The organism is Arthrobacter tumbae (assembly GCF_016907495.1).
Classification (GTDB): domain Bacteria; phylum Actinomycetota; class Actinomycetes; order Actinomycetales; family Micrococcaceae; genus Arthrobacter_D; species Arthrobacter_D tumbae.
Genome location: NZ_JAFBCC010000001.1, coordinates 786,749 through 813,395, shown reverse-complemented (window position 1 = coordinate 813,395; position 26,647 = coordinate 786,749). Strand labels below are relative to the sequence as shown.

The following is a 26,647-nucleotide window of genomic DNA, read 5'->3' as shown; positions in this document are numbered from 1 at the left end:
ACTGATGGCTAAATCAAAGGAAGATTCAATGGCAACGAAGGACCGAGAAGACGGCGTCGCGCTGCCCGCTCTTGGGTTCCTCGGCACCGTGCGCTGGATGTGGACCCAGCTGACCAGCATGCGTACGGCCCTCTTCCTGCTGCTCCTGCTCGCGGTCGCCGCTGTACCCGGTTCGCTCTTCCCGCAGCGCCCGGCAAATCCGGCCGTCGTGACCCAGTACATTCAGAACAACCCGGAGACCGGGCCGATCCTGGACTGGTTCCAGCTGTTCGATGTCTACTCGTCCGTTTGGTTCTCAGCGATCTACCTGCTCCTGTTCATCTCGCTGATCGGATGCGTGATCCCGCGGGCAATGGTCCACGGCCGTGCCTGGCGGTCGAAGCCGCCCCGGACCCCCAGCAGGCTCTCGCGGATGCCGGCTCACGGGACGTTCGTCCTGCCGGTCGCGCAAGAGTCCCAGCCCAGCGGGCAGGAAGGCGGGCGGCCCACCTCGGCCGGTGCCGCCGTCGTCGACGCTTCAGTCGTGCTGAAGAAGCGCGGCTACCGCGTGGACGTGCGCGACGAGAACAGCGCCCGGCCCTCCGTCGGTGCGGAGCGGGGCTTCCTGAAGGAATTCGGGAACCTGGTGTTCCACGTGTCGCTGATCGGCGTGCTCGTTTCCGTTGCCGTGGGCGGGCTGTTCGGGTACCGGGGGCAGAAGATCCTGATCGAGGGTGAGACCTTCGTGAACACGTTGGTGGGCTACGATTCCTTCACACCGGGCACCAACTTCTCCGAGAACAATCTGGATCCGTACTCGATCACGCTCGAGAACTTCGACGTGCAGTTCGACCGGCAGCTCACGCACTACGGTCAGCCAATCGACTTCACCGCCACCATGACCACCAGAACCGCTCCCGGGGTTGAACCGGAAGAGCGGATCCTGAAGGTCAACGAGCCGCTGACTATCGGCGGCACCAGCGTGTACCTGGTCGGAAATGGCTACGCTCCCGTCATCACGGTGCGCGACGGCGAGGGGAACATCGCGCACCAGGGCCCCGTTGTGTCGATTCCGCAGGACGGACTGTTCACGTCCCTCATTGTGCTGAAGGTTCCGGACGCACAACCGGACCAGCTCGGTTTTGTCGGGTTCTTCCTGCCCACGGCGGCAGTAGACGAGAACGGTGTGTCCTTCTCCCGTGACCCGGACCCGTTCCTGCCGCAGCTGAACCTCAACTCCTACTACGGCGACCTCGGGCTGGATGAGGGCGACCCGCAGAATGTCTATGTTCTGGACACTGACCCACTGACCGAGTTGAACAGTCGGAACAGCGAAGCCGGCGGCATTGTGCTCGACGCCGGCGAAACCTTCGAGCTACCCGAGGGCAAGGGTTCCATCACCTTCGACGGGCTGCGCCGTTATGCGGCCCTGGACATCACGCATGACCCGGCCGAGCTCGGCGCCCTGGTGTTTTCCTCCCTCGCCCTGGCAGGACTGAGCGCGTCCCTGTTCATCGGGCGCCGCCGGGTCTGGATAGCGACGGGCACGCGCACGGACGGCAGCATCACGGTGGAGTACGGTCTGCTGGCCCGCGGTGAAGATCACCGTCTGGCCGGCGAGGGGGCAGCGATCGAGAAACTGCTCCGGGAACGCTGGCTGGCAGGCAGCACCGAAGACGACGAGAATGAGACAGCGCACGTGGGGGCGCCAACGCACGGAACCGGTAAGGACAACTGATGCAGAACATAAACCAGACCCTGGGACAGTACAGCGAGCTGTTCATGCTGCTCGCTGCCCTGGCATACACAGTCGGGTTCCTCGCTTTCACCTGGGACCTCGTCAAGAGCAGCCGTCGCATTCGCGAGATCGAAGCCGGCCTCGCCGAATCCGCGAATGACCGGGAGTTGGTGCTCGCCGGCGCTGTGGCCGGGGGCAAGCGCGGAAAGGCAGCCGCTGACGGTGCTCCAGCGGGTTCAACCGCCGACGACGCCATGGACTATCAGGGCGAGCGACGCTCTGCCGCGCGCATCGCCGTTGCCCTTACCATCGTGGCTTCAGCGATCCATGCAGTGGCTGTTGTCACCCGAGGTGTTGCCGCCGGGCGCGTGCCGTGGGGCAACATGTACGAGTTCTGCACCACCGGCGGTCTGGTGGTCGCCGTCGTCTTCCTGTTGGTGCTCACACGTAAGGACCTGCGCTTCCTCGGAACCTTCGTGATTGGTCTCGTGGTGGTCATGCTGTGCGCAGCCACGATCGGATTCCCGACGCCGGTGGCCAACCTGGTGCCCGCGCTGCAGAGCTACTGGCTCATCATCCACGTGTCCGTGGCAGTCGCAGCGTCAGCCCTCTTCACCCTGACCTTCGCGATGTCGGTGCTGCAGCTGATCCAGGCGAGCCGGGTGGCACGGCTCGCCGCCGGCGATGATGACCGGCTGCCGTTCATGCGGCTGGTTCCCTCGGCGCTGAGCCTGGAGAACCTCTCCTACCGGATCAACGCAATCGCTTTCGTGCTCTGGACCTTCACCCTCATGGCCGGTGCCATCTGGGCGGAGAAGGCCTGGGGCCGGTATTGGGGCTGGGACACCAAGGAAGTGTGGACCTTCGTGATCTGGGTGGTCTACGCCGGCTACCTCCACGCCCGCGCAACCCGCGGATGGACCGGGACGAGGGCCGCGTGGCTCTCGATCGTGGGCTATCTGTGCATCGTCTTCAACTTCACGATCGTGAACATCTACTTCTCGGGACTGCACAGCTACGCCGGCGTCTAATCGCGAAGTTAAGCGGTCAGCTCCGGATGATGCGCTGCTGCCTCGCCGTTGAGATGGCGGCGGTGCGGTTGTCCACACCGAGCTTGTCGTAGATGTGGACCAAATGCGTCTTCACGGTTGCCTCACTGATGAACAGCTCCTTCGCGATACCCCGGTTCGGCATGCCGGTTGCAAGGAGTTCCAGCAGTTGAATCTCACGTTTGCTCAGAGACGTCGTCGGGCTCGAGATCCGGCCCATCAAACGCGCGGCCACCTCCGGCGCGAGCGCTGTCTGTCCCCGGGCGGCTGACTGCACTGCCCGACGGATCTCTTCCGGCGGAGCGTCCTTCAGGAGGTAGCCGCCCGCACCGGCCTCCACGGCAGCGATGATGTCCGCGTCGGTGTCGTAGGTGGTCAGGATCAGTACCTGCGGTGGGTCCTCCAGCGCGCGGATGCTCCGGGTGGCGGTGACGCCGTCCATGCCTTCGCCCATCTGCAGGTCCATGAGCACAACGTCCACCGGCTGGTCGAGGGCAGCCCGTTTCCGCACCTCTGCCACGGCGGCGGCGCCATCAGCGACGTCCCCGGCCACGAAGACGCCGTCGAAGTCGTTGAGCATTGCCCGCAGGCCGGCGCGGACAACCGGATGGTCATCCACCAGAAGAACCCGGATCTCAGTCATCCGCCGTCCCGTCGTCGAACGGCAGCAGGGGCAAACGGATGCCGACGACGGTGCCCTCGCCCGCCTCGGATTCGATCTCGATAGCTCCGCCCAACGCTGTGATCCGCTCCCGAAGGGCCCTCAGCCCAAACCCGGTGCCGTCTGTCCTCTCTACCGCAGACGCCAGCGCCGTATCTACGTCAAACCCCCTGCCGTTGTCGTAGATATCGAGCGCCACCTCTGAGCCCACGAAGGTGAGTGTGACGACGGCGGTTCCGGCACTGGAGTGCCGCAGGGAGTTCGACAGGGCTGACTGCGCCGCACGCAGCAGGGCAACCTCGTAGGGAGCCGGCATCCGGATGGGCGCGCCGTCGAGCTCGAACCGGCAGCGCAGGCCGATGCCCTGGGCCGCCGCCTGCTGCTCGACGCTGGCGCAGGTTCTGCGCAGGCTGCCGACGAGGAACTCGGGATCACCCTCCGCCGCACTCAACCCGCGGACAAAGCGGCGCGCGTCAGTGAGATTGTCAGACGCCGCCTGCTGCACCGTGCGGATGCGTTCCCGTGCCGTATTCGTTGCTCCGGCGTCCAACGAAGCTTCGGCTGCCCGCGAGATGAGGACGATGCTGGACAGGCCCTGCGCCAGCGTGTCATGGATTTCGCGGGCCAGACGCTCCCGCTCGGTGAGCACTCCGGCCTGGTGCTGTGTGCGTGCAAGCTCGGAACGCGTCCGCCGGAGTTCCTCGAGCGCCTGCCGCTGGTTGACGCCCTCGAGATAGAGGCTCTGGTAGACGACCGTCATGACCACGGCGAAGACCGCTCCGAACATCGGGCCGAGGATCATCGGCACCTGCAGTTCCCCCTGGCGTTCCCATTGGGCGGCAATGACCACGCCGGTCAGGAGGACGATCGCGACCACGGCATGCCTGGTGCTGAGCAGGTGCAGGTGAAGGAAGAACAGGGCGAAGGCCAGCCAGGAAAAGTCGGCGCTGAGCATCATCAGGACAACCCAGAGTCCGGTGACTCCGGCCAGCCAGAACCGTGCGTAACGCGGTACACGCGACGACGACGGCGTCCCCGGCTGCTGCTTCGCAGCCCGCCTCTCCCTGACGGTCCCCGCCAGGTACAAACCGCCGAGACACAGGGAGATCAGAAGAGCCGGATACACCACGGCGGGGCCGGGTTCTGAAACCAGTGTCGCCGCCACTCCCACCAGGAGCAGTGCCAGGAAACCGGCGTGCAGGGTGATCCGGAGCATCCGCAGAACGGCTGGCGCAGCCATGTATCCAGCCGGGCTCGCGGGGTCTCGCATACAGCCACCCTAGCTGCGCCCGGTGGACGTGACATCAACCGAACGGTTGACCGCCGGGTCAACCGGTAAGAGCTAAGCAGATCAACCGGAGCCCCGATGTAGCGAGGCAAGCAGGGATGGAGAGTTGAAGGTGAGCGGCAGGCGTCGGCTCACCACAAGGCATGCGGAGGATGACAAACGATGTACTTAGCTTTACGGGATCTCAGGTTCGCCAAGGGGCGGTTCGCCCTGATGGGTACCGTCGTCGGGTTGATCACTTTCCTGCTGGTGATGCTCTCCGGTCTGACCGCAGGCCTGGCCAACCAGTCGACGTCGGCAATCGCCGGGTTGAACGCCGACACGATCGTCTTCGGAGCACCTGCCGGCAATGAGCCGGCTGCTTCCTATCCTGAATCCCAGGTGGGCGGGGAGCAGCTCCAGGTGTGGCGGCAGGCCGGGGGAGTCTCCCGGGCCGAACCGCTGGGGATCAGCCAGACCCGTCTGGAAGCGGGAGGCACCGCCACGGTCGCGGTGTTCGGGGCAGGCGCAGACGGCGCGCTTGCCCCGGACGGCCTGACGGAGAGCACGGTAGTGGTGAGCCGCACGGTGGCCGAGGACCTGTCGCTTTCTGTGGGTGACACCGCGAGCATCAGCGGGACGGCGCTCCGCGTTGCGGGCGTTATCGACGACCAGTGGTACAGCCACACTCCTGTGGTGTGGATGACGCTGGCCGACTGGCGGACAACCGCGCACGTGGCGGATCCGGACGTCGTCGGTACGGTGCTCGCGGTAACTTCCACCGACGAAGCGCCGGAGGTGCAGAGCCGCGAACAGATCGACGCCGGGGCCGGAACCGTCAGCACAACCCGGACCGGCAGCTACGGCGCCCTGGCGTCCTTCGGGTCCGAGAACGGTTCACTCACCATGATGCAGGGTTTCCTCTACGGAATTTCTGCGCTGGTGATCGTTGCCTTCCTCACCGTGTGGACCATCCAGCGGACCCGGGACATCGCCGTACTCAAGGCCCTCGGAGGGTCCAATGGCTACATCCTGCGGGACGCGCTCAGCCAGGCAGCGATCGTGCTCGTCATTGGAGCCGCAGCCGGTGCGGCACTCGGTCTGGGCGGCGGCTACCTCGCCGCAGCGGTGGCTCCGTTCCTCATTTCCGCAGCGACCGTCGTCGGGCCTTTTGCAGGCATTGTGCTCCTCGGACTGGCGGGATCGGCGCTCGCCGTCCGCGGAGTCACGAGGATTGATCCGCTGCTGGCTCTCGGCGGCAACTAGACCCCGAAACCTCCATGAAAGGACACTCCATGAGCATGTTCCCAGTACCCGCTTTGAAGCTCGTCAACGTCTCACTGCACTATCCGGACGGCGACGCCGGCACCATCACTGCCCTTGATGGCGTCACCCTGAGTGTTGACTCCGGATCGGTCACCTCCGTGGTTGGACCGTCCGGCTCGGGCAAGTCCAGCCTGCTCGCCGTCGCGGCCACCCTCGTGCGTCCCACCAGCGGCGACATTCGAATCGGTGGCGTAGACGTAACGGAGTTGAGTGACAAAGAGCGGACGGCGCTGCGCCGCGACGAAGTGGGCATCGTCTTCCAGCAACCCAACCTGCTGCCGTCGCTCACCGCGGTGGAGCAGCTGCTCATCGGTCAGCACCTTCGCGGTGGGGCGCCGAAGGCGGCGCGGCTCCGGGCGCTGGAACTGCTCGACGTCGTCGGCCTCGCAGGCGCAGGCGACCAGCGGCCGCACCAGCTTTCCGGAGGACAGCGCCAGCGGGTGAATATCGCGCGGGCACTGATGGGGGAGCCAACCGTCCTTCTGGTGGATGAACCGACGGCAGCACTGGACAAGGTACGCTCCGAATCGATTGTCCGGCTGCTGTGCAAGGTCACCCGGGATCAGCAGCTGGCCACCGTGATGGTCACTCACGACACGGAGTTTGTGCCGCTCACCGATGCCGTCGTGACCATGACCGACGGCGTGCTGCACTCCCTGGCTCCGGTTCGCGCCTAAGCGCCGGCGTTCATTCGGCAGGACACGCCCCGAATGGGTAGCCATAAGGGGTGTGTCCTGCCCCTTCAACGGCCGGGGTAGGGGCGATTCAGCCCGCGATGGCCCTCAGCAGAGGCGCCATCCGATAGGGGATGGGTTGGCGCAGGAACATGCTGGTCCTGGTCCGCAGGATCCCGGGACACAGGCGGATTTCCTCGGACACGCGGTACAGATCGTCAGGATCCCGAGCCACCACGCGGCACAGCAGGTCGGTTTCGCCGGCGGGCGCAAGGCACTCGATGACCTCCGGGATGGCGCGCAGACCCTCAACGGCCAGGTCTATGCGGTGCTGATCCAGCTCGGCAGCGACATGCGCAGAAATGCCCATGCCGAGTGCCTCCGGATCGATCCGTACGCTGTGCGCCCTCAGTACCCCTTCGCGCTCGAATCGGTCGAGGCGCGCCTGGACGGTGCCGCGGGCCAGACCCGTCCGCTGGGCGATGGCGAGGATGGTCATCCGGGGCTCGGCATCGAGTGCCTCGAGCACGGCCCGGTCAATTCCATCTCTGGGGTGGCGGGGTTCCTTGTTCATGGGTAGGCGTCTTCTCCAGGCGGGGACTGGTCAGATTGACCACTATTGTCGGAGCCACATCCCCCGGGGTAGTCATTTCGACTATTCCGACGATGGGCTGTTGTGCAAATCTTTGCACATGCCGTCAAATGGGTGACATAAGAGTGCTGAGGGGAGACCATCCCGGCGGCACGCGCCGCGATCGTCAGGGAACATCAACCCGCTGACCGTGTCAGGAGTCCCACAAGGATCACCTCAGCGCCACGCAGGACCGTCTACGTAGCTAGGCGGTCTTGCCGTCGTTGGCCGTACCCTCGTCGTTTTTCTTCTTCTCCGCCTCGCGTGCCCGTTTCTCGGCCTCGCGCTTGCGCTGTTCGGCGTCGCGGGCTTCCTGGCGTCGCCTGATTTCGAGGTTGCGCAGGAACTGGGGGTCGTCATCCGGTGCGGTGGGCCCTCGCTTCAGCCGCTGGCTCGGGCGGTCTTCCCTGCCGGGCCGCCCGAAAAGGAACCAGAGACCGGCGCCCAGGAGGGGAACCAGGAGGATCGTGAAGAACCATGCGGGTTTGGAGATGCTGCGCACCGATTCTGCCCGGCTCATGATGCAGTCGAACAGGGCGTAAACGATGACGGCGATCCCCAGGATCACGAGGAACAGCAACAGGCGGGGCATGCATCAATTGTAGGCGAGTAAACTTGAGACGTGCCTTTCCTCAAATTCACCGCTCTCCGCCTCGGCTTTGTCGCGGTGTTCTCCGTGATCTGCTACTCCTTCGGCCTGGGCGCGATCTTCTCGGTGATCGCCGGCGCAATCCTGGCGTGGTGCGTCACGTACCTGTTTTTCCGCAACCTGCGCAATGATGCGGCGTCGTCGCTGCAACGCCGCTTCCGCGACGGAGCGCCGCCGGTTCGCTCAGCCAGTGAACTGCGTGATGCGGACGCCGAGGACAGTTTCGATCCCAACACCGCCGTGAATTCGGACCGCCGCCAGGCGTAGGGCCCACACCGCCAGGACCAGGCCGGCCCGGGACCTGGCCGGCCCGCCGGGCAGAGTTGAGCCGGGCAGAGCTAGGACAGCACCCCCGAGAGCACCACACCGGCGCCGAACAGTGCGCTGAAGCCGAGGTTGATGATGCTCGTCTGTTTCAGGACCGGAATAAGGCTGCGGCGCTTCTTGCCCTTGAGCATCAGCCAGCTCGGCATCAGGCACAGCGGGATCAGCAGCAGGACCAGCAGCACCCATGGGTAGTCGTACACCAGGAGCAGCGGCAGGAGCAGCGCCACCGCAAGCATCATCACGTAGCTGATACGGGCAGCGGTATCGCCGAGGCGGACAGCGAGGGTGAGCTTGCCCGCCTCCCGGTCCGTGGGAATGTCCCGCACATTGTTGGCCATCAGCAGCGCCATGGCAATAATCCCCGTGCAGACCGCTCCGACCCACGCCGGGCCGCTCAGCTGCCCCGCCTGCGTGTAGGTGGTGCCGAGGGTTGCTACCAGTCCGAAGAAGACGAACACAAACAGGTCACCCAGACCCATGTACCCGTAGGGATTGCGCCCGCCGGTGTAACCCCAGGCAGCAGCAACGCAGCCGAGTCCCACGAGCAGCAGGAACCACGCCTGGGAGAGCACAATCAGCGCAATGCCGGCGACCATCGCCAGCGCAAAGCACCCGAAGGCCGCCCACTTCACCTGCCACGGCTTCGCTACCCCGAAACCCGTCAGCCTCAGCGGACCGACGCGGTCATTGTCTGTGCCGCGGATGCCGTCGGAGTAATCGTTGGCGTAGTTCACGCCCACCTGCAGCAGGATGGCGACAACAGCCGCGAGCAGCGCATTGACGGGTTTGAACGCGCCGAGGTCGAACGCTGCGGCGCACCCGATGATGACGGGCGCCACCGCCATGGGAAGCGTGCGGGGACGCGCCCCCTCCACCCACTGCGCAGCTGTTGCCACGATGTTCCTCCGGTTATTTGATCTTTGGTTCTCGACTGGATGCCCTGGACGTGCCGGGCGGATTCGCTACAGCGTGGACTGCTCGAACAGCGCGCGGACGGCCAGCCGGTCGGGTTTGCCGTTGGGCAGCATGGGAAGTTTATCGAGCGTCAGCACGATCCTCGGGGCCGCGTGTGCCCCCAGATGCTCCTGCGCATGCCGGCGCACTGCGTCCGGATTGACAGAGCCGACGACGGCGGCAGCCACCTGAGCGCCCCACTCCGGGTGCGGAACACCCAGCACCAGTGCTTCGCTGACGCCCGGCATGCCTTCGATGACGCTGGACACCGCGACGGCTGACACCTTGAGGCCGCCCGTGATGATCACGTCGTCCACGCGCCCATGGACGGTGAGGACGCCGCCGTCGATGGTGCCGTCGTCGTCCGTTCGGAACCAGCGCCGGCCGGAGTTGAACGGAAACTTCTCCCGGGTGAGATCCGGCTGGCCCAGGTAACCGTCGGCCAGAACGGGGCCGCTGATCCAGAGCCGGCCGTCCTCGTTGGTGAGCTGCACGCCCTCGAGGGGAACGCCGTCGTACACGCACCCGCCGCAGGTTTCACTCATGCCGTAGGTGCGGACGATCTTCAGCCCGTGTGCGCGGGCCTTGTTCCGAAGGGCGTCGGTGACGGCCGCGCCGCCGAGCAGGATTGCGTTGAATCGCTGGAGCACCTTGATGGTTTCGGGTGCCGGGTCCTCAAGGAGGCGGTGGAGCTGCGTGGGCACCAGGGACGTGAAGCGCACTTTGTCGGTCAATTCGCCGGCAGCTTCGGTGAAACGCTCAGGGCTGAAGCCTTCCGTCAGGTCCATGGCCCAGGGCCGGGTCCCCGCGTACAGCGAGCGCACCAGCACCTGGAACCCGGCCACATACTGCACGGGCAGGGTGAGCAGCCACTGGCCCTCGGACTTCAGGGCGTAGGCGGTTCCCATGGCAGAGGCGGCGAGGGCATCGACGCTGAGCATGGTCTGTTTCGGGGTGCCCGTGGAGCCGGAGGTGCTGAGCACGGCGGCGATCTCATCGTTGGGCAGCTCGCCGTTGAAGCTCTGATGCTCGTCGGAGTGCGGTGCTACTGCTGGTCCCTCACCGGCAAGGGCCGCCGCGAGAGGAGAAAGCAGTGAGTGTGGGTCGAAGCCGGGCGGAGTGTGAACGGGAAAGAGTTCCATGAGGGCCTAGAAGTAGTAGGGGAAGCTGGACCAGTCGGGGCTGCGTTTCTCGAGGAACGCTTCCTTGCCCTCGACCGCCTCATCGGTCATGTAGGCCATGCGGGTGGCCTCGCCGGCGAAGACCTGTTGGCCGGCCAGGCCGTCATCGGCCAGGTTGAACGCGAACTTGAGCATGCGGAGTGCCTGCGGACTCTGGTTGGCGATGTCTGCGGCGTATTGAAGGGCCACCTCTTCGAGCCGCTCATGGTCAACGGCTTCGTTCACCGCGCCCATGGCAACCATGTCTTCCGCCGAGTACTCCCTGGCGAGGAAGAAGATCTCGCGGGCTTTCTTCTGGCCGATCTGGCGGGCGAGGAGCGCCGATCCGTACCCGGCATCGAAGCTGCCTACTGTGGCGTCGGTCTGCTTGAACCTGCCGTGCTGGCGGGAGGCGATGGTCAGGTCCGACACCACGTGAAGGCTGTGCCCGCCGCCTGCGGCCCACCCATTGACGACGGCGATGACCACCTTGGGCATGGTCCGCATCAGCCGCTGGACTTCAAGGATGTGGAGCCGGCCCGCCCTCGCGGGATCGATGGTCTCCCTGGTTTCACCTTCCGCATACCGGTAGCCGTCCCGCCCGCGGATCCGTTGATCACCGCCGGAGCAGAAGGAGTGCCCGCCGTCCTTGGGAGAAGGGCCGTTGCCCGTCAGGAGGACCGTTGCAACGTCCGGAGTCATGCGTGCGTGGTCCATCGTGCGGTACAGCTCATCCACCGTGCCCGGGCGGAAGGCGTTCCGGACCTCCGGCCGGTTGAACGCGATCCGGACGGTGGGCAGATTGCGGAACGGGGCGTCGTCGTTCTGGCTGTGCTCCACCTGGCTGCGGTCCACCTGGCGGTGATACGTGATGTCCTGAAGATCCTCAAACCCCTCCACGAGCCGCCAGCGGGCAGGGTCGAAGACGTCGGATACCTGGGGTGGGAGATCTGTGGTCACCAATCGAGTCTAGCTTTGGAGACGGGGGGAACTTCAAAGTGGCTGGGAGGCTAGCTCACGCAGAACTCGTTGCCCTCCGGATCCGCCATGGTGTACCAGACATGCGGACCCTGGCTGCCCTGGTGCAGGAAGCGTGCGCCTCGCTTTTCCAGTGCTGCGCGAACGGCGTCCTTGTCATCACCGTCCAAACGGATGTCCAGGTGCGTGCGGTTCTTGACCGTCTTGGGCTCAGGTACCTGCACGAAAAGAATGCGCTGCCGTCCCGTCTGACCTTCCTCATCCGGCCGGTGGATAGCCTCGCCGGTGCTCCAGACCCGGATGCCGTTGTGCTCGATGAGGTCGCTCTGCTGCGCATAACCCTCGGCGAGCATTTTGTCGATGAAGTCCTGATCCGTCGGCTCCACGCTCCAGCCCAGGGTCTCGGCCCACCAGCCTGCCTGCGTATGGGGATCTTCGCTGTCAATCACTATCTGGATGCTGTACGTCATGGAACGAGCGTAGGGGCGCCAGCCGAACCAATCCAGAGCTTTCCGGACAGGTTGGGTCCGCAAATCAGGGCCAGGGCATCCCGCGCCTGAAGGGCTGGACCGGGACGGTGGGGAGGACTAGCGTGGCACCCACCCGCCGGACGCGCCGGCGCCCGTTTCAGGAGGAAGCATGGCGAACCATACTTACAGCATTTCCGAGGTTGTCGGGACGTCGCCGGACGGGGTGGACGCGGCAGTCAACAACGCCGTGACCCAGGCCGCCAAAACGCTCCGCAACCTCGACTGGTTCGAGGTCAAGGAAATCCGCGGTCATCTGGTGGATGGCGCCGTCGCCGACTGGCAGGTCACCGTCAAGCTGGGCTTCCGCCTCGAGGACTGACCCTCAAGAACCCACCGCCGGCTGACGCTCGAGGAATTTACGGCGGCCGCCAAAGAAACCGTTGACGAAATCCCGCAGCAGGGGCAGGCTGTCTACTATGTGGTTCTAACCCGCACCTGTCTTCTCGCCGGCGTTGAGCCCGCCCCGATGCGCACATCCCGGGGCGGCTCCGCCGGCGCTTCATCGACTTTGCGAGGTATCCATTGACGGACCACGTCCATCTTTCCAACGTGTCCCACGGTTACGGCGACCAACTCCTGCTCGACGACGTGAGCCTCACCCTTACCCGTGGTGAGCGCGTCGCACTCGTCGGTGAGAACGGTTCCGGGAAATCGACGATGCTGCGCCTGCTGTCCGGGCGCGAACAGCCTGATGCGGGAGCCATGACAGCAAGTGGAACAATCGGCTACCTGGCACAGACCCTGGACCACCCGGCGTCGGACACGGTTGGCCAGGTCATCGACACGGCGCTCGCCTGCATCCGGGCTCTTGAGGCGGAGCTGCGGTCCCGTGAAGCGGAGTTGGGCACGGCTGACCCTGCCGAACTGGCCCGCTACGGGGACCTCCAGACCCGGTTCGCGCTTCACGGCGGCTACGAAGTCGATGCCCGCGTCGACTCCGCCATGGCGCACCTGGGGCTGGGGGAGATCACCCGTGCCCGGCCGTTGTCTTCTCTCTCGGGCGGGGAACAGGAGCGGCTCGCGCTCGCCTGCCTGCTGGCTGACCCGGCCGCGATCCTCCTGCTGGATGAACCGACCAACCACCTGGACGACGACGCCGTTGCCTGGCTCGAACGACGGCTCACCTCGCACCCTGGTGCAGTCATCGCTGTTTCCCATGACCGGGATTTCCTGCGCACCTTCGCTACCGACATTGTTGAGCTCGATGCTGACCGGCGAAAGCTGCAGCGTTATGGCAACGGGTACGAGGGCTATCTGCACGCGAAAGAAGCAGAGCGACGCCGCTGGGAACAGCAGTACCAGCAGTGGCTGGATGCCCAGGAAGCAGAACGTTCCAAGGCCTCGGCGGTTGAGCAGCGCATGGGCTACGGACGGGTCCGCGACGGCGACAAAATGGGTTATGACTTCAAGCAGGGGACCGTCCAGGAAGCGGTGACAAGCCAAAAGCGGAACGCCCTCGAGAGGTTGCGGAGGCTTGAAGAGAACCCGGTTGACCGGCCGCCGCAACCCCTGGCGCTGTCGGCCCGATTCGGCGGACGGTCCCTGCACGGCGATGTGATTACAGTGTCCGGACTGCGGGTGGGTGCCCGTCTGGCCGTCCACTCACTGACGGTGGCCGCGGGCGAGAGACTGCTCATCACCGGGCCGAACGGAGCAGGAAAGACGACTCTGTTGAACGCCATTGCCGGTACCGGGCAGGTCGACGCCGGAGCCGTGCGGTGCCGCGGACGGCTCGGCTACCTTCCGCAGGAACTGGACCCGCCGGAGAACCCGTCCCAGCGGCTGTTGCCCGCCTTCGCCGCTGGGCTCCGCGGTGACATTGACGAGCTCGCCGACAGGCTGCTGAACCTTGGCCTGTTCAGATCCGCCGATTTCACGGTGCCGGTTGGAGGACTGTCTGCCGGCCAGTACCGCCGGCTGGCCCTTGCACGGCTGCTCGTCGGCCATTACGACGTGCTGCTTTTCGACGAACCCACCAATCACTTGTCGCCGGTGCTGGTGGGGGAGCTGGAAGAAGCGCTCGCCGGCTTCGCAGGCACCCTCGTGATTGTCAGCCACGATCGGGCGCTGCGCCGCTGGTTCGCGGGTCTTGGCGGGTCGGAACTGCGGCTGGACGCCGGGCAGGTGGTCCAACTGCGTGCGGCGTGACCGCTTCGGCCGGTAGCCGAGCAATTTCTCGCAGGTTTGCCTCGCGTCTTCCTACAATCAGTGGCGTTTCCTCGGCCGACACGCGGTTCTGCACCGCAAAGCTGCGAGAAACGGCACGGCCGGCGCACGTAACCCCGGTTGACCGCTCCGGCGCCCCGTGCGATTCTTTATAGAACGAACGGTCGGTAATTACGCCGCCCTTCCTGCAACGCTCTGACGACGACGATGACGGAGGCTGGCATGGCCGAGGCTTTTCTGGTGGGCGGGGTTCGCACCCCGGTGGGACGGTACGGCGGAGCGCTTTCAGCGGTCCGGCCCGATGACCTGGCGGCGCTGACCCTCCGCGAACTGGTCCACCGCACCGGGGTGGACCCCGAGACGATCGACGAGGTCATCCTCGGCAACGCAAACGGCGCCGGTGAGGAAAACCGGAACGTCGCCCGCATGGCCACCCTGCTCGCAGGCCTGCCCAACAGCATCCCGGGCATCACCGTGAATCGGCTCTGCGCATCCGGACTGTCCGCGATCATCATGGCCTCCCACATGATCAAGGCCGGAGCTGCCGACGTCGTTATCGCCGGTGGAGTCGAGTCCATGAGCCGCGCCCCGTGGGTCATGGAGAAGCCGACGACGGCGTTCGCCAAGCCGGGTGCCGTTTTCGACACCTCGATCGGCTGGCGCTTCACCAACCCCACCTTCGCGGCCCAGGAGAAGACCACATTCTCGATGCCGGAGACGGCGGAGGAGGTCGCCCGGGTAGACGGAATCACCCGGGATGACGCCGACGCCTTCGCGCTCCGTTCCCACCAGCGGGCCATCGCCGCGATCGAGGCAGGGCACTTCACGGATGAGATCGTCCCCGTGAACACCACACACCGCAAGAAGAACGTCACCGTTGATACGGACGAAGGGCCCAGGCCGGACACCACGCTTGAGGTGCTCGCGGGGCTGAAGCCGGTCGTCGCGAAGGGCGGCGTGGTGACAGCGGGCAATTCGAGCTCGCTGAACGACGGCGCGTCCGCTGTGATCATCGCATCCGAAGCCGCGCTTACAAGGCTAGGCCTGACCCCGCGTGCCCGCATCGTCACGGGCGCGTCCGCCGGAGTGCCGCCGGAAATCATGGGTATCGGACCTGTTCCGGCCACACAGAAGGTCCTCAAGCTCGCCGGCCGCTCCATCGGTGACCTCGACGCCGTAGAACTCAACGAAGCCTTCGCCACGCAGTCCCTCGCCTCCATCCGCAGGCTCGGCCTCGACGAGGACATCGTCAACCGCGACGGCGGAGCGATCGCCCTGGGACACCCGCTGGGTTCCTCGGGATCGCGGATCGCCATCACCCTCATGGGCCGGATGGAACGTGAAGGCGGAAGCCTGGGGCTCGCCACCATGTGCGTCGGTGTCGGTCAGGGAACCGCCCTGCTCCTGGAGCGTGTGTAGTGCAAACCCTGACAATCGACGACGGCGGGAACCGCCTCAGCGTCCAACTCAACCGCCCCGAGGTCCGCAACGCAATCGACCAGCAGATGGTCGACGAGCTTCACGAGGTGTGCGCTGACCTCGAGCGCACCCCGCGGATCCTTGTGCTTTCCGGAACGGGTGGCGTCTTCGCCTCCGGCGCCGACATTGCACAGCTGAAGGAACGACGGCGCGACGACGCCCTTGCCGGAATCAACTCGACACTCTTCTCCCGGATCGCGAAACTTCCGATGCCGGTGATCGCGGCGCTGGACGGCTACGCGCTCGGCGGCGGCGCGGAACTCGCCTTCGCCGCCGACTTCCGGATCGGGACACCTGCGCTGAAGATCGGCAACCCGGAAACGGGCCTGGGCATCCTGCCGGCTGCCGGCGCGACGTGGCGTTTGCGTGAGCTTGTCGGTGAGCCCCTCGCCAAGGAGATCCTGCTCGCAGGCCGTGTGTTGAACGCCGACGAGGCCCTCGCCGCCCGGCTCATCACTGAAATCCACCCGGCTGAGGAGCTACTTCAGGCAGCCCACCGTCTGGCTGACCGCATTGCGCGGCAGGATCCGCTCGCTACCCGCATCACCAAGAGCGTGTTCCACGCACCACCCGAGGCGCACCCCGTGATCGATCAGCTCGCACAGGGAATCCTGTTCGAGTCCGAGGCAAAATTCGAGCGCATGCAGGCATTCCTGACAAGGAAAGAAACCGACCGGGAGAAGAAAAAGTGAGCACAGTGGGGACCAACCGCGTTCCGGAGACTGTCGGCGTCCTCGGCGGCGGGCGGATGGGCGCAGGAATCGCGCACGCATTCTGTGTGGCGGGTGCCGCCATCGTCGTCGTTGAACAGAACGACGACGCGGCGGAGGCGGCCCGCGGACGGATCACTGCCGCGCTGGACCGCAGCATTGCCAAGGGGACCACGCAGGAAAGTCTGGATGCGCTCTCCGCGCGGCTGCGGGTGAGCACTGATTACGAGGCTTTCGCCTCCTGCGGCCTGGTTGTTGAAGCCGTGCCGGAGGACCTTGCGTTGAAAACGGCCGCGCTGCGTGGTGTGGAGGAACAGCTCGACGACGGCGCCTGGCTCGCGACGAATACGTCCTCCTTGTCGGTCGGCGAGCTGGCCGGCGTCCTGCAGCGGCCGGACCGCTTCTGCGGCCTGCACTTCTTCAACCCGGTGCCGGCGTCAACGCTCATTGAGGTTGTGCTCGCGCCGTCCACCTCGACCGAGCTGGCCGACAAGGCCCGCGGCTGGGCCGAAGCCCTCGGCAAGACTCCTGTGGTGGTCAAGGATGCACCCGGCTTCGCCAGTTCGCGGCTTGGCGTCGCTATTGCGCTGGAAGCGATGCGCATGGTCGAGGAGGGCGTGGCGTCCGCTGAGGACATCGATACGGCGATGGTGCTCGGGTACAAGCATCCGGTCGGTCCGCTGCGGACAACGGACATTGTCGGGCTTGATGTGCGGCTCGGGATCGCCGAATATCTGGAGTCGACGCTGGGGGAGCGTTTCGCGCCGCCGCAGGTCCTCCGGGACAAGGTCGCGCGCGGGGAGCTCGGGCGTAAGTCCGGTCAGGGGTTCTTCGCTTGGGACGAATAGCCCACGCCGCACACAAAAGGGCTAAGGTTTTTTCATGAGTGAGCGGACGACGCTGGCAGACAAGCCGCTGATCGGACCTGTTGAGCCGCCGCAACTCCACATCATGACCTACAACATCCGGCGCCGGGTCGCTCATGTGAACCCGTGGAGCCACGATTTCTGGGGCCGCCGCGAACCGCTGGTCCGCCGGCTTCTGGCCGCCGAGCAGCCCACAATCCTCGGCGTCCAGGAGGCCCTGCCGGACCAGATGCCGGCGATCTGCGAGGGTCTGGGCGAGCACTACAGCAGTATCGGCCGCGGACGTAACGCGGACGGCGGCGGCGAACAGTGCCCCATTGTTTACGACGCCGACCGGTTGGAACTGTTGGAGTGGGACCAGGACGCGCTGTCCAGCACGCCGGATACCCCCGGCTCGAATGGTTGGGGCAACCTCATCCCGCGTATCGTCGTCACAGGACGCTTCCGGGACCGGGAAACAGGCAAGGAACTGACTGCCGTCAACACGCACCTCGACCACATGTCCAGGAAGTCGCGTCAGCGGTCGGCGGAGGCCATCCGGTCGCTCGTCGCTCGGACGGAGGGGGCCGTCGTCGTGATGGGCGACTTCAATACCGGTGCAGCATCGCAGCCCTACGAGGCGATGACCAGCGGTGAAGTGCTGGCGGACGCGTGGGATGAGGCCAAGGATCGGTTGACTGAGCTGTGGGGGACGTTCCCGCATTACCGGGCGCCGAAGCAGGGGCGCAAGCGGATTGACTGGGTCATGGTGAACTCAGGGGTCACCGTTGTGGAAACGGGAATCAACACCACCCGCTACAACGGCGCGTGGCCATCAGACCACACGCCGGTGCAGGCGATCATTACTGTGGATTAGTCGATCGCCTTGCGAACCTCCGGAAGGTAACCGGACTTGTAGCCCTTCGCGGTGGGGTGCAGATCGTCGATGGCGGTGAACCCGGTGAACGTGATCCACGGCTGCGGTGAACCGATACCGTGCTTGTCGAACCGCTTGGTTACGTCGACAAATTCAAACTCCGCCTCTTCTGCGCGATCCTCGATGATCTCGTTCAGCTCGTCAGTGCCGTCGTTGAAGAGCTCCTGCGCCTCGAGGGAGAGAAGCGGTTCATTCCCGAATTCGGGCGAGAAGAGGTGTGGATAGCCGGTGACGATGACCTGCGCCTCGGGTGCGGCGACGGCGATCTGCTCGTAGAGGGTGTCCAAATTGCCTGCCACGACTGTCTTGGCTTCGATTACGCGGGTCTGGATAAGCCCTTCACACACGGCGAGGGGCTGGGTGGCACACACCCGGACTATTTCGCCGAAGTCCAGATCATTGCCGCCCGCGGAAACAGTTATCAGGTCCGTCTGTGAACCGAGGGCACCCACCGCTGCAAGTCCTCCGACCTGCTCGGGAAGATCGGGAACGCCGCCGAGAGCGCCCGCCGCCTCGGCGCCGGAACAGGTCGCGTTAGCGGTCAGTTCGATCCGCTTGCGCTCATCAAGCAGGCCGGGAAGCCCAAGCGGGGACTGCCCGCATTCGTTGACATAGGAGCCGGCCCCGAATCCCGCGGCATAGGAATCACCCACGGCGACATAGTTCAGCGGTGATGGGGGAGCGGCGACGGATGCCGAAACCGGCACCATCAGCCCAACGGTCATGACAGCGGTGCCTGCAATTCGAAAGAGTTTCATTGGCTCAAGATACTCCTGATCGACCGCGCCGAACATAGGGTTTCAGCCACACCTTGCCAGCAATCAGCGAGGGGTCCATTCTTGGTCTCACTGCATGCCAAAAGTGGAGGAATGATGGCCCCTGAGCAGGACGCCGAAGCCGTCGCCGAGCGCATCTTCAACGCAGCACTCGGCACCATAGACATCCTTTCCATTCACCTGGGCGACAGGCTGGGCTGGTACCGAAGCCTGGCGAGTGAGGGCCCGGCGTCGTCCGCTGAACTGGCGCAGCGCACCGGGACCTCGGAGCGCTACGCCAGGGAATGGCTGGAGCAGCAGGCCGTCACCGGCCTCTTGACCGCTCTGGACGACGACAACGACAAAGGCAACGACAAGGACGACGACGGCGGCGGCACCTGCCGCTTCAGCCTCCCTCCTGGAACCGCGGAGGTGCTGACAGACACCGAGAGCCTCAATTACCTCGCGCCGCTCGCCCGGATGCTGGCGGGTGCCGCGGTGCAGCTTCCCGCATTGCAGGAGGCGTACCGTGCCGGAACGGGAGTGGGATGGTCGGAGTTCGGTGACGACGCCCGCGTGGCGCAGGCCGACATGAACCGCCCGTGGTTCGAGCGCGAACTGGGTAACGCGCTGAACCAGGCGCCAGAGCTCGTCTCCCGGCTTGAACGCGCAGGGACAATGATCGGGGACATCGGTTGTGGTGCCGGTTGGTCGACGATCGCTCTTGCCAGGATGTATCCGGCAGCGGCGGTTACCGGCTTCGACATCGACGCAGAGTCGATTGACCTCGCACGGGCCAACGCAACAGAATCAGGCAGCACCGTTGAGTTTCAGCACATCGACGCAGCCGGTCTGCCCTCAGACCGGTTCGACGCGGTGTTCGCCTTCGAGTGCATTCACGACCTCCCTTATCCGGTTGAGGTGTTGACCGCGGCGCGCCAGTCGCTTCGTGAAGGCGGGAGCGTCGTCGTCATGGATGAAGCTGTGGCTGACGCCTTCGCGGCACCGGGAGACGAGGTTGAGCGGCTGATGTACGGCTACAGCCTGCTGATCTGCCTGCCCGACGGCATGGCTCACCCCAAGAGCGCCGGCACGGGAACGGTCATGCGCCCAGTAACCCTGCGGAAGTACGCTCTGGAGGCCGGATTCCACGATATCCGGACCCTGCCCATCGAGGGCTTCGGGTTCTTTCGCTTCTACGAATTGGTGCCCTGACGGCATTCTTGCTGCTTGTTACGCTGAGGCATGGCTTCGATTGATCTGGACCACCTGCATCAAAACGGCAAGCACCGGAGCGTGCCCTGGGACGGGGCGGTGAATGCACGGGACCTCGGCGGCGTCAGCCCAGACATCAGGGCTGGGCGGCTGTACCGGATGGGCCGCCATGAGTGGCTCACGGACGCCGGTTGGCAGCAGGCGTACGACGACGGCGTTCGCACCGTGGTTGACCTCAGAAACCCTGACGAACGTGGACGGCGGGAAGCGGATCCCGTCCTGAACACCGCTGTCCTGGACCGGTTCCGGGTAGTGAACTGCCCCACCGAGGACCAGTCAGATGAAGAGTTCATGCAGCTGGTCGGACCCTATCTGAACTCGCCCGAGTACTACCGCGAAAACCTGCGCCGGTGGCCGGAGAAGATCGCCGCAGTGGTGCGGGCCGTGGCGGAGTCGGATGGCGCCGTCGTCGTGCACTGTGCAGCGGGACGCGACCGCACCGGCATGGTGACCGCAGTGCTGCTGGCGCTCGCGGGCGTTGCGCACGAGGACATCGCCAACGACTATGCGCTGGCCGTGCATGGCATCAATGAGCACAACGTTGGGCTCGAAAAGCCGCATGAGACGCCGAAGTCGCCTGAGCAACTCCACGAGTGGGTTATGCACACCCGGGCGCATCTGCTGGAGCTGCTGGACAGCCTCGACGCCGAGGCGTATCTCAGGGACGCCGGCTTGTCAGGGGAGGAGATAGCGGCGGTCCGGGCGAAGTTGACCTCGTAACGCCTATTTTTTCTCAAGCAGCAGGTTGGTGATGCGGAGGGTGCAGAGGCGGCCGCCGTCGTCGTTGGTCAGCAGCACTTCATGCGTGGTGAGGGTGCGCCCCAGATGGATGGGCGTGGCGGTGATGGTGATGGTGCCGTTGCGCGCGGACTTGTGATGGGTCGCGGAGACGTCCACGCCCACGGCAGTCTTGCCCAGCGTGCTTGCGTGGATCACGGCTGCCCAGGAGCCGACGGCTTCACCGACCGCAAGCGATGCCCCACCGTGCAGGAGGCCGAAGGACTGCCGGTTACCCTCCACGGGCATCGTCGCGACGACCCGCTCGACCGACTGTTCGAGGATCTTCACGCCCATCTTCTCGTCGAGTTCGCCGAGGGTAATCTGCCAGGGTTCGCCGGTCACTGAAGGCTCCTTGTGGGGTGTGGAGGGATGGTGCGTTCATGTACTCTGGACATATTACCGAACGTCCGTTCAGTAATGTTTGCCCTATTCCTCGAGCTCCCAAACGCGAAAGGTCAACGATGACTTCGACCGCCCTCAGCGTGGACATTGTCCCCAGCTTCATCCGCGACGCCTGGTGGACGCCTGACCAGCACACGTTGTCCGAGGACAACGCTACTGAAGTACGGGATGCCAGCACCGGCGAACTGCTTGCCATGGTGAGCACCAGCGGGCTGGACGTTGCCGACGTCGTCGATTATGCCCGGACCACCGGCCAGGGTGAGCTGGGAAAGTTCACGTTTCATCAGCGCGCGCTGAAGCTCAAGGCGCTCGCCCAGTTCCTGAACGGGCAGCGGGAGCACCTGTATGAGCTATCGGCACGGACAGGCGCCACGAAGGTCGATTCAATGGTCGATATCGACGGCGGAATTGGCGTCCTGTTCACCTTCGGTTCCAAGGGTCGGCGGGAGCTGCCCAACTCGCAGGTTGTCATCGACGGTCCTGTGGAGGTGCTGTCGAAGGACGGCTCTTTCATTGGCGAACACATCTACACGCGCATTCCGGGCGTGGCAGTCCAGATCAATGCTTTCAATTTCCCGGTATGGGGATTGCTGGAGAAGCTTGCGCCGGCGTTCCTGGCCGGTGTGCCGACGATTGTGAAGCCGGCGACGCCCACCGGCTACCTGACGGCCGCGGTCGTGAAGCTCATCATCGAGTCCAACATCCTGCCCGCCGGGTCGCTGCAGCTTATTTCCGGCCCTGCCCGGGACGTGCTCGATTACCTTGATTACCGCGATCTGGTGCTGTTCACCGGTTCCGCGTCGACGGCGAACAAGCTGAAGTCCCACGAGAACGTGACGACGGGCGGCGTGCGTTTCTCCTCCGAGACCGACTCCCTCAACGCCGCGATCCTTGGCGAGGATGCCGTGCCCGGCACTCCCGAGTTTGACGCGTTCATCAAGTCACTCGTCACCGAAATCACGGTCAAGGCGGGGCAGAAGTGCACCAGCATCCGCCGCACGCTGGTCCCGAAGGCCCTCGTGAACGACGTCGTTGCTGCCGCCCGCGACCGCATCGAGCAGCGCATCACGCTGGGTGATCCGCGCGCCGAGGGCGTCACCATGGGTGCGCTCGCTTCGGTCGGGCAAATGCGGGACGTCCGCGCCGCCGTCGAAACCATGCTTGCAGCGGGCGGCGAGCTTGCCTACGGAACCCTCGACTCTCCGCGTGTGACCCACGCTGACGGCACCGTGGACGTCGCCGAGGACGGCGCGTTCATGGCTCCGGTGCTCCTGACCTGGGAGAACTCCGACGCGGTTGAACTTCATACGGTGGAGGCCTTCGGCCCCGTGGCGTCGGTGGTGGGGTATGACGACACTGCACACGCCGTACGGCTGGCCGCCATGGGTGAAGGTTCGCTTGTGGCGACGGTCTGCACCAACGATCCAGCCATTGCGCGCGAGTTGGTGATGGGTATCGCGGCTCACCATGGCCGTGTGCTGCTGCTGAACCGTGAGGATGCGCGTTCCTCCACCGGACACGGTTCGCCCGTGCCGCACCTGGTGCATGGCGGACCGGGCCGCGCGGGCGGCGGGGAGGAACTCGGCGGCATCCGTTCCGTGCTGCACCACATGCAGCGCACGGCACTGCAGGGGTCGCCGAACATGCTGACCGCGGTGACCGGCGTCTGGCACACCGGAGCTGACCGGAACTTCGACGACGAGCACCCGTTCCGGAAGAACCTCGCGACGCTGCGGATCGGCGACTCTGTGCGCTCCGACCTGCGCCAGGTGACCCTGGAAGACATCACCGCGTTTGCGAACGAGACAGGCGATAAGTTCTACGCGCACACCAACGAGGAAGCGGCGGCGGCGAACCCCTTCTTCCCGGGCATCGTGGCGCACGGGTACCTGCTGCTGTCCTGGGGAGCCGGGCTGTTTGTCGAGCCTGCTCCGGGGCCCGTGCTGGCGAACTATGGCCTGGAGAACCTGCGGTTCATCACGCCCGTCGCTGCCGGTGACTCGATTCGCGTGACCCTCACCGCCAAGCGCATCACGCCGCGCGAGGACGAGGAGTACGGCGAAGTGTCCTGGGACGCGGTGCTGACCAACCAGAACGACGAGATCGTGGCGACGTACGACGTCCTGACCCTCGTGGAGAAGTAGCCGGGCGCTATCCACGCGCCTGTGGGATGCGGCGTGGCGCCTGGTCGTGCACTCGGCGACCGGGCGCGCACGCCGCACACTCATCTCAGGGAGCTGCTATGTCGATGATTCCTGCTCCCGTGGCATGCTTGCCGTGCCATTTCACTGCCGCGTAGCTCGACACAGCTTCGTAGCTGTACTCAGCCGAAGGTGACCAGCCCACGTCGGTGCTGAATCCGGCAAGTGCCCAGGCCGGCGCTTCGGCGCCCTTCGAGTCCGCTTCTGCCACTGCCGTAGCCGAAGTGCTGTCGTAACCGGCGGATGCCAGCGCGTTCACGTCCGTTGGCTGTCCCTTGAACCAGGAGCCGCTATCGACGAATCGGGTTGCATTCCAGTTCGCGACAATGATCGACTCGTCGGCACCCGGCCCTACGTAGTCGAAGGCATTTCCCTCGGAGACGATTCGGGATTCATAGCCCAAGCCGATGAAGTAACTGTGGCCCCCGTTCGCGCTTGACTGAAGGGGCGAAACCGGATCATTCACCTTGCCCGAGTAGTAGTTGTTGAGAACATGCACAGCTCCGTATCGGACACGTGGTGACCGCTGAGCTGTTCCGTCGAAGTGGTTGTGGGCGATGGTGATTCTCAAGCGGCCGGCGTCGGTATCTGCGTTGTCATCGCCCGAGCCTAGGAGCATGGATTTGTCGTGGTTCTCGAAGCGGCTGTTCGTGACCGACACGAAGTCGGTGCCGTCCTTCATGTCGAAGAGCCCGTCATGGAAGTTGATGGGTTTTCCGTTCGGTCCTTCGGCGGCAGCGATGTCAGGAAAGCGTCCGTCGGTGAAGGTTACGTGATCCACCCAGATGTTGCTGGCCGTGACTGAGGACATTGCGTCGAACCGTGCGTTCCAGGAGCCTTCCTCGCCGTCGTTTGGGTCCCAGGAGGTGAAATGGTCCACGGGAGCCTCGAAGGTCAGGTTCCTGATCACGATATTCGTGTCGACGTGAAGCATGATGTTGGTGGAAGTGAATCCTGAGTTCTCGCCAACGCCCAGAAGTGTCGTGTTACTCGGTATCTTGGTCTCGATCTGTCTCTTCAGATTGTTACTGCCCGTTTGACGGAGTCGGCGCTGTGGACCGCAATAATTGTGAGTTGAATCGCTCCACCCCTCCGAGGTGAAGCAGCTGAGATATTTCTGTATGTCGTAACCCGGTGCGTAGTCCGCTGCCTCAAGCAACTCACCGTTTGCTGCCTCGTTCCCATGGATAGTGCCGTCGACGTAAATGATCTTCGGTGCGTCGGGGAATCCGTTGTTGTCCAGCGCATCGATAAGTTCCGCACGGTCGGACACCACGTAAGTGCTTTCATCCGGCGCCCCTGCACCTCCATTCGTTCCACCGTTCGATGTTGCCCAGCCGAGGGTGGCGGCTTCTGTTCCTAGGAGCGAATCTGCAGCGGTGGCGGGGGTAGAAGGGGCGGTGGTCAGCAAGGTTCCAGCGAGGAGCATGCTCACTCCGAGGGCGGCAACCCTGGGCGTGGGACGAACGTGAATCTGGGTAGGCATCGTCATTGATTCCTTCTTCTGAGGTGAGCGGTGGGCATGCGGGATCAGCGGGGGAGAGCTTCCCTCCGCGCGAGAAAACGTTTTCTTGAGACCGCTTCTCTAGCCTTGTTGAGACCGGGCCCGGAGTCAAGAGCCCAAGAGATAAAAGACCGATCGGGATGATGAATCAGGGAGGCTAGGACCAGGGCGTGATGCTCTTTCGCTGCAATTGCCCGTCCACTGTCACGTCCACTTTTTCGTCGAAGAAGCACACCAGTCCGTGGATCTGTGTTGCGTCCGGAAAGCGCGAGTCGTACTGCCACGCGATGTCCTGACCCTTGGGTGATTCAGGGTAGGAGTAGTAGCTCGCCTTGCCCTTGTACGGGCAGACCGTCGTCGTCGTGCTTGCTTCCATCAGGTCGAGCCGCACGTCCTCCGGCGGCAGGTAGAAACGCGGTGGTAGGAACGTTTCGTACAGCAGGCAGGCTTGAGCAGTCTCCGCGAGTGTGATGCCCTCCAGTTGGATGCTTACCCGTGCAGCAGATCGGCGGACATCGATGCGGTGGAATGGGTCGCGTGGGTGCCCGATAATCTCTTCGTCGTCCTCGTACCAGCTGAACGCATCAAAGTCGAGAAGGACATAGCCTGCCAAAGCGCCGTCATCGGGGCGGAACGCTGCCCCTGGCAAAATGGTGCTGCCCGTTCGCAACGTCAAGGGGGTGCCGGGCGTCGTGTGGCGACTGAATGAGGTGCGGGGGTCAAGCGCCGGCGGAGCGTCGAGCATGATGGCGATCGGATATTCCCTGGCGGCGGCTTGATCAGCGTTGCCGGGGATCAACTCGGTTTTCAACTCATCCTCGGGCACGGCGAAGATCGGCGTGACCCGCTTCGGTTCCCAGACCAGCAGTGCCCGGTGAGTATCGACGACGGCAGTGCCATCGACGTGGCCGCGGATCCGCTTGGCAATGGGTTCGTACCGCAGCTCTGACAGGAGGCCCATCATTACCCCGGACAGTTTCGCAACCATAGCATCAGGGTCCGCTTAGGTCGGCGATCAGTCAAGGTCCTACCGCACGAGCCTCAGGCGTGGTGGTGCAGCCCCTCAAAGACCATGGCGATGACGTCGTCGGCGAGCTTCTGGGGCGTCAGCGGACCCCCGGGCTTGTACCACTCGACCACCGAGTTGATTGTGCCGAACAGCAGCCTCGTCGTGGTCCGCGGATCGATGTCCTTGCGGATGGAGCCCTCGGACCGCGCAGCCTCGACCAGCGACGCCACCTGATGATCAAACGCACGACGACGCTCAAGGGCTTCGCGCTCAACCTCCGTATTGCCGCGCAGCCGCAGCAGGAGCGTCACGAAGGGAAGCCGCTCGGTCAACACCGCAATGGTGCCGCGCAGCACGTACTCTAGCCGCTGGTCCGCCTTGCCGGACGTTGCATTCGCGTGCGTCAGTACGGCTTCGAGGCCGCCGAGCGCATGGTCCAGCGCGAGCCGCAGCAGATCGCCCTTCGACGGCACGTGATGGTAGATCGCCGATTTGCTGATGCCCAGGTTCTCCGCAAGGACGCCCATCGACGTGGCCTCGTAGCCGTGCCGGTTGAAGACATCGACGGCGATGTTGAGGACAGTCTGCTGATCGTATCCGGGACGTCCGCGGCGGGTAGCGGCCTGTGAGCTGGGCATACCGGCTATTTTCGCATGAACGT

The 26,647-nt window shown here is 64.7% G+C and carries 27 protein-coding genes; 14 read left to right on the top strand and 13 right to left on the bottom strand.

Annotated elements, in window-relative coordinates; all coding sequences use genetic code 11:
• The first annotated feature begins 28 nt into the window (after positions 1–28).
• Both resB and ccsB read left to right on the top strand, forming a co-directional pair.
• Positions 29–1,717, top strand: a complete 1,689-nt coding sequence (gene resB / locus JOD47_RS03895) for a cytochrome c biogenesis protein ResB (RefSeq protein WP_204532121.1) — start codon at positions 29–31, stop codon at positions 1,715–1,717.
• On the top strand, positions 1,717–2,748 hold the full coding sequence (ccsB, locus tag JOD47_RS03890) for a c-type cytochrome biogenesis protein CcsB (protein WP_204532119.1): 1,032 nt from the start codon (positions 1,717–1,719) through the stop codon (positions 2,746–2,748). Before resB ends, ccsB begins: the two co-directional genes overlap by 1 nt.
• A 16-nt stretch (positions 2,749–2,764) precedes the next feature.
• On the opposite strand, the gene JOD47_RS03885 is transcribed toward ccsB, so the two are convergent.
• Together JOD47_RS03885 and JOD47_RS03880 are read right to left on the bottom strand one after the other, a co-directional pair.
• Positions 2,765–3,409, bottom strand: coding sequence for a response regulator (locus tag JOD47_RS03885; RefSeq protein ID WP_204532117.1), 645 nt, complete (start codon positions 3,407–3,409; stop codon positions 2,765–2,767).
• Positions 3,402–4,697: a sensor histidine kinase gene (locus tag JOD47_RS03880; protein WP_239548002.1), complete on the bottom strand. Its 1,296-nt coding sequence runs from the start codon at positions 4,695–4,697 to the stop codon at positions 3,402–3,404. Before JOD47_RS03880 ends, JOD47_RS03885 begins: the two co-directional genes overlap by 8 nt.
• A gap of 180 nt (positions 4,698–4,877) precedes the next feature.
• Between JOD47_RS03880 and JOD47_RS03875 the strand changes: the two genes are divergently transcribed.
• Positions 4,878–5,960 (top strand): ABC transporter permease, encoded by a 1,083-nt coding sequence (locus JOD47_RS03875; RefSeq protein ID WP_204532115.1) that lies wholly within the window; start codon positions 4,878–4,880, stop codon positions 5,958–5,960.
• A 29-nt stretch (positions 5,961–5,989) separates the two neighbouring features.
• Positions 5,990–6,697 carry an ABC transporter ATP-binding protein gene (locus JOD47_RS03870; protein WP_204532114.1) on the top strand — a complete coding sequence of 236 codons (708 nt, stop codon included), beginning with the start codon at positions 5,990–5,992 and terminating at the stop codon, positions 6,695–6,697.
• A gap of 88 nt (positions 6,698–6,785) precedes the next feature.
• Here JOD47_RS03870 and JOD47_RS03865 read toward each other — a convergent pair whose 3' ends face one another.
• Both JOD47_RS03865 and JOD47_RS03860 read right to left on the bottom strand, forming a co-directional pair.
• Positions 6,786–7,268: an Lrp/AsnC family transcriptional regulator gene (locus tag JOD47_RS03865; RefSeq protein ID WP_204532113.1), complete on the bottom strand. Its 483-nt coding sequence runs from the start codon at positions 7,266–7,268 to the stop codon at positions 6,786–6,788.
• A gap of 262 nt (positions 7,269–7,530) precedes the next feature.
• Positions 7,531–7,917, bottom strand: coding sequence for a PLD nuclease N-terminal domain-containing protein (locus JOD47_RS03860; RefSeq protein WP_204532112.1), 387 nt, complete (start codon positions 7,915–7,917; stop codon positions 7,531–7,533).
• A 30-nt stretch (positions 7,918–7,947) separates the two neighbouring features.
• Between JOD47_RS03860 and JOD47_RS03855 the strand changes: the two genes are divergently transcribed.
• On the top strand, positions 7,948–8,241 hold the full coding sequence (locus JOD47_RS03855; protein WP_204532111.1) for a DUF4229 domain-containing protein: 294 nt from the start codon (positions 7,948–7,950) through the stop codon (positions 8,239–8,241).
• 71 nt (positions 8,242–8,312) lie between these two features.
• On the opposite strand, the gene JOD47_RS03850 is transcribed toward JOD47_RS03855, so the two are convergent.
• From JOD47_RS03850 to JOD47_RS03835, 4 genes are all read right to left on the bottom strand, one after another.
• Positions 8,313–9,197, bottom strand: a complete 885-nt coding sequence (locus JOD47_RS03850; RefSeq protein WP_204532110.1) for a 1,4-dihydroxy-2-naphthoate polyprenyltransferase — start codon at positions 9,195–9,197, stop codon at positions 8,313–8,315.
• Positions 9,198–9,263: 66 nt separating this feature from the next.
• Positions 9,264–10,397, bottom strand: coding sequence for an o-succinylbenzoate--CoA ligase (gene menE / locus JOD47_RS03845; RefSeq protein WP_204532102.1), 1,134 nt, complete (start codon positions 10,395–10,397; stop codon positions 9,264–9,266).
• Positions 10,398–10,403: 6 nt separating this feature from the next.
• Complete coding sequence (locus JOD47_RS03840; RefSeq protein ID WP_204532100.1) at positions 10,404–11,375, bottom strand: 1,4-dihydroxy-2-naphthoyl-CoA synthase; 972 nt, start codon at positions 11,373–11,375, stop codon at positions 10,404–10,406.
• 50 nt (positions 11,376–11,425) lie between these two features.
• On the bottom strand, positions 11,426–11,863 hold the full coding sequence (locus JOD47_RS03835) for a VOC family protein (RefSeq protein ID WP_204532098.1): 438 nt from the start codon (positions 11,861–11,863) through the stop codon (positions 11,426–11,428).
• Positions 11,864–12,032: 169 nt separating this feature from the next.
• Here JOD47_RS03835 and JOD47_RS03830 point away from each other — a divergent pair, with 169 nt between their 5' ends.
• The 6 genes from JOD47_RS03830 to JOD47_RS03805 all read left to right on the top strand — a co-directional run bounded on the left by JOD47_RS03830 (position 12,033) and on the right by JOD47_RS03805 (position 18,000).
• Positions 12,033–12,242: a dodecin gene (locus JOD47_RS03830; RefSeq protein WP_056543571.1), complete on the top strand. Its 210-nt coding sequence runs from the start codon at positions 12,033–12,035 to the stop codon at positions 12,240–12,242.
• A gap of 203 nt (positions 12,243–12,445) precedes the next feature.
• Positions 12,446–14,071, top strand: a complete 1,626-nt coding sequence (locus JOD47_RS03825) for an ABC-F family ATP-binding cassette domain-containing protein (protein WP_204532096.1) — start codon at positions 12,446–12,448, stop codon at positions 14,069–14,071.
• Between the two features lie 240 nt (positions 14,072–14,311).
• The gene (locus tag JOD47_RS03820; protein WP_204532094.1) at positions 14,312–15,508 is read left to right on the top strand and encodes a thiolase family protein; all 1,197 of its coding nucleotides are present in this window, start codon (positions 14,312–14,314) and stop codon (positions 15,506–15,508) included.
• Complete coding sequence (locus JOD47_RS03815; protein WP_204532092.1) at positions 15,508–16,260, top strand: enoyl-CoA hydratase/isomerase family protein; 753 nt, start codon at positions 15,508–15,510, stop codon at positions 16,258–16,260. Before JOD47_RS03820 ends, JOD47_RS03815 begins: the two co-directional genes overlap by 1 nt.
• Positions 16,257–17,126: a 3-hydroxyacyl-CoA dehydrogenase family protein gene (locus tag JOD47_RS03810; RefSeq protein WP_204532090.1), complete on the top strand. Its 870-nt coding sequence runs from the start codon at positions 16,257–16,259 to the stop codon at positions 17,124–17,126. The genes JOD47_RS03815 and JOD47_RS03810 overlap by 4 nt, the downstream gene beginning before the upstream one ends.
• Positions 17,127–17,160: 34 nt before the next feature.
• Positions 17,161–18,000 (top strand): endonuclease/exonuclease/phosphatase family protein, encoded by an 840-nt coding sequence (locus JOD47_RS03805; RefSeq protein WP_204532088.1) that lies wholly within the window; start codon positions 17,161–17,163, stop codon positions 17,998–18,000.
• Here the strand turns inward: JOD47_RS03805 and JOD47_RS03800 are convergent.
• Positions 17,997–18,818 (bottom strand): SGNH/GDSL hydrolase family protein, encoded by an 822-nt coding sequence (locus JOD47_RS03800; protein ID WP_204532086.1) that lies wholly within the window; start codon positions 18,816–18,818, stop codon positions 17,997–17,999. The two genes, JOD47_RS03805 and JOD47_RS03800, sit on opposite strands and share 4 nt — an antisense overlap.
• A 111-nt stretch (positions 18,819–18,929) precedes the next feature.
• Here JOD47_RS03800 and JOD47_RS03795 point away from each other — a divergent pair, with 111 nt between their 5' ends.
• Entirely contained in the window at positions 18,930–20,030 is a 1,101-nt protein-coding gene (locus JOD47_RS03795) for a class I SAM-dependent methyltransferase (protein ID WP_204532085.1), read from the top strand.
• A gap of 30 nt (positions 20,031–20,060) precedes the next feature.
• Complete coding sequence (locus JOD47_RS03790; protein WP_204532084.1) at positions 20,061–20,810, top strand: tyrosine-protein phosphatase; 750 nt, start codon at positions 20,061–20,063, stop codon at positions 20,808–20,810.
• A gap of 3 nt (positions 20,811–20,813) precedes the next feature.
• On the opposite strand, the gene JOD47_RS03785 is transcribed toward JOD47_RS03790, so the two are convergent.
• A complete protein-coding gene (locus JOD47_RS03785) occupies positions 20,814–21,164 on the bottom strand; it encodes a PaaI family thioesterase (RefSeq protein WP_239548284.1) in 351 nt (116 codons plus the stop codon).
• A gap of 167 nt (positions 21,165–21,331) precedes the next feature.
• Between JOD47_RS03785 and paaZ the strand changes: the two genes are divergently transcribed.
• Complete coding sequence (gene paaZ, locus JOD47_RS03780; protein WP_204532082.1) at positions 21,332–23,416, top strand: phenylacetic acid degradation bifunctional protein PaaZ; 2,085 nt, start codon at positions 21,332–21,334, stop codon at positions 23,414–23,416.
• A gap of 85 nt (positions 23,417–23,501) precedes the next feature.
• Here paaZ and JOD47_RS03775 read toward each other — a convergent pair whose 3' ends face one another.
• The 3 genes from JOD47_RS03775 to JOD47_RS03765 form a co-directional block, all read right to left on the bottom strand.
• The gene (locus JOD47_RS03775) at positions 23,502–24,959 is read right to left on the bottom strand and encodes a pectate lyase family protein (protein WP_239548000.1); all 1,458 of its coding nucleotides are present in this window, start codon (positions 24,957–24,959) and stop codon (positions 23,502–23,504) included.
• A 175-nt stretch (positions 24,960–25,134) separates the two neighbouring features.
• Positions 25,135–25,965, bottom strand: coding sequence for a DUF427 domain-containing protein (locus JOD47_RS03770; RefSeq protein WP_204532081.1), 831 nt, complete (start codon positions 25,963–25,965; stop codon positions 25,135–25,137).
• A 53-nt stretch (positions 25,966–26,018) separates the two neighbouring features.
• Positions 26,019–26,624: a TetR/AcrR family transcriptional regulator gene (locus tag JOD47_RS03765; RefSeq protein ID WP_204532080.1), complete on the bottom strand. Its 606-nt coding sequence runs from the start codon at positions 26,622–26,624 to the stop codon at positions 26,019–26,021.
• Positions 26,625–26,647: the final 23 nt, after the last annotated feature.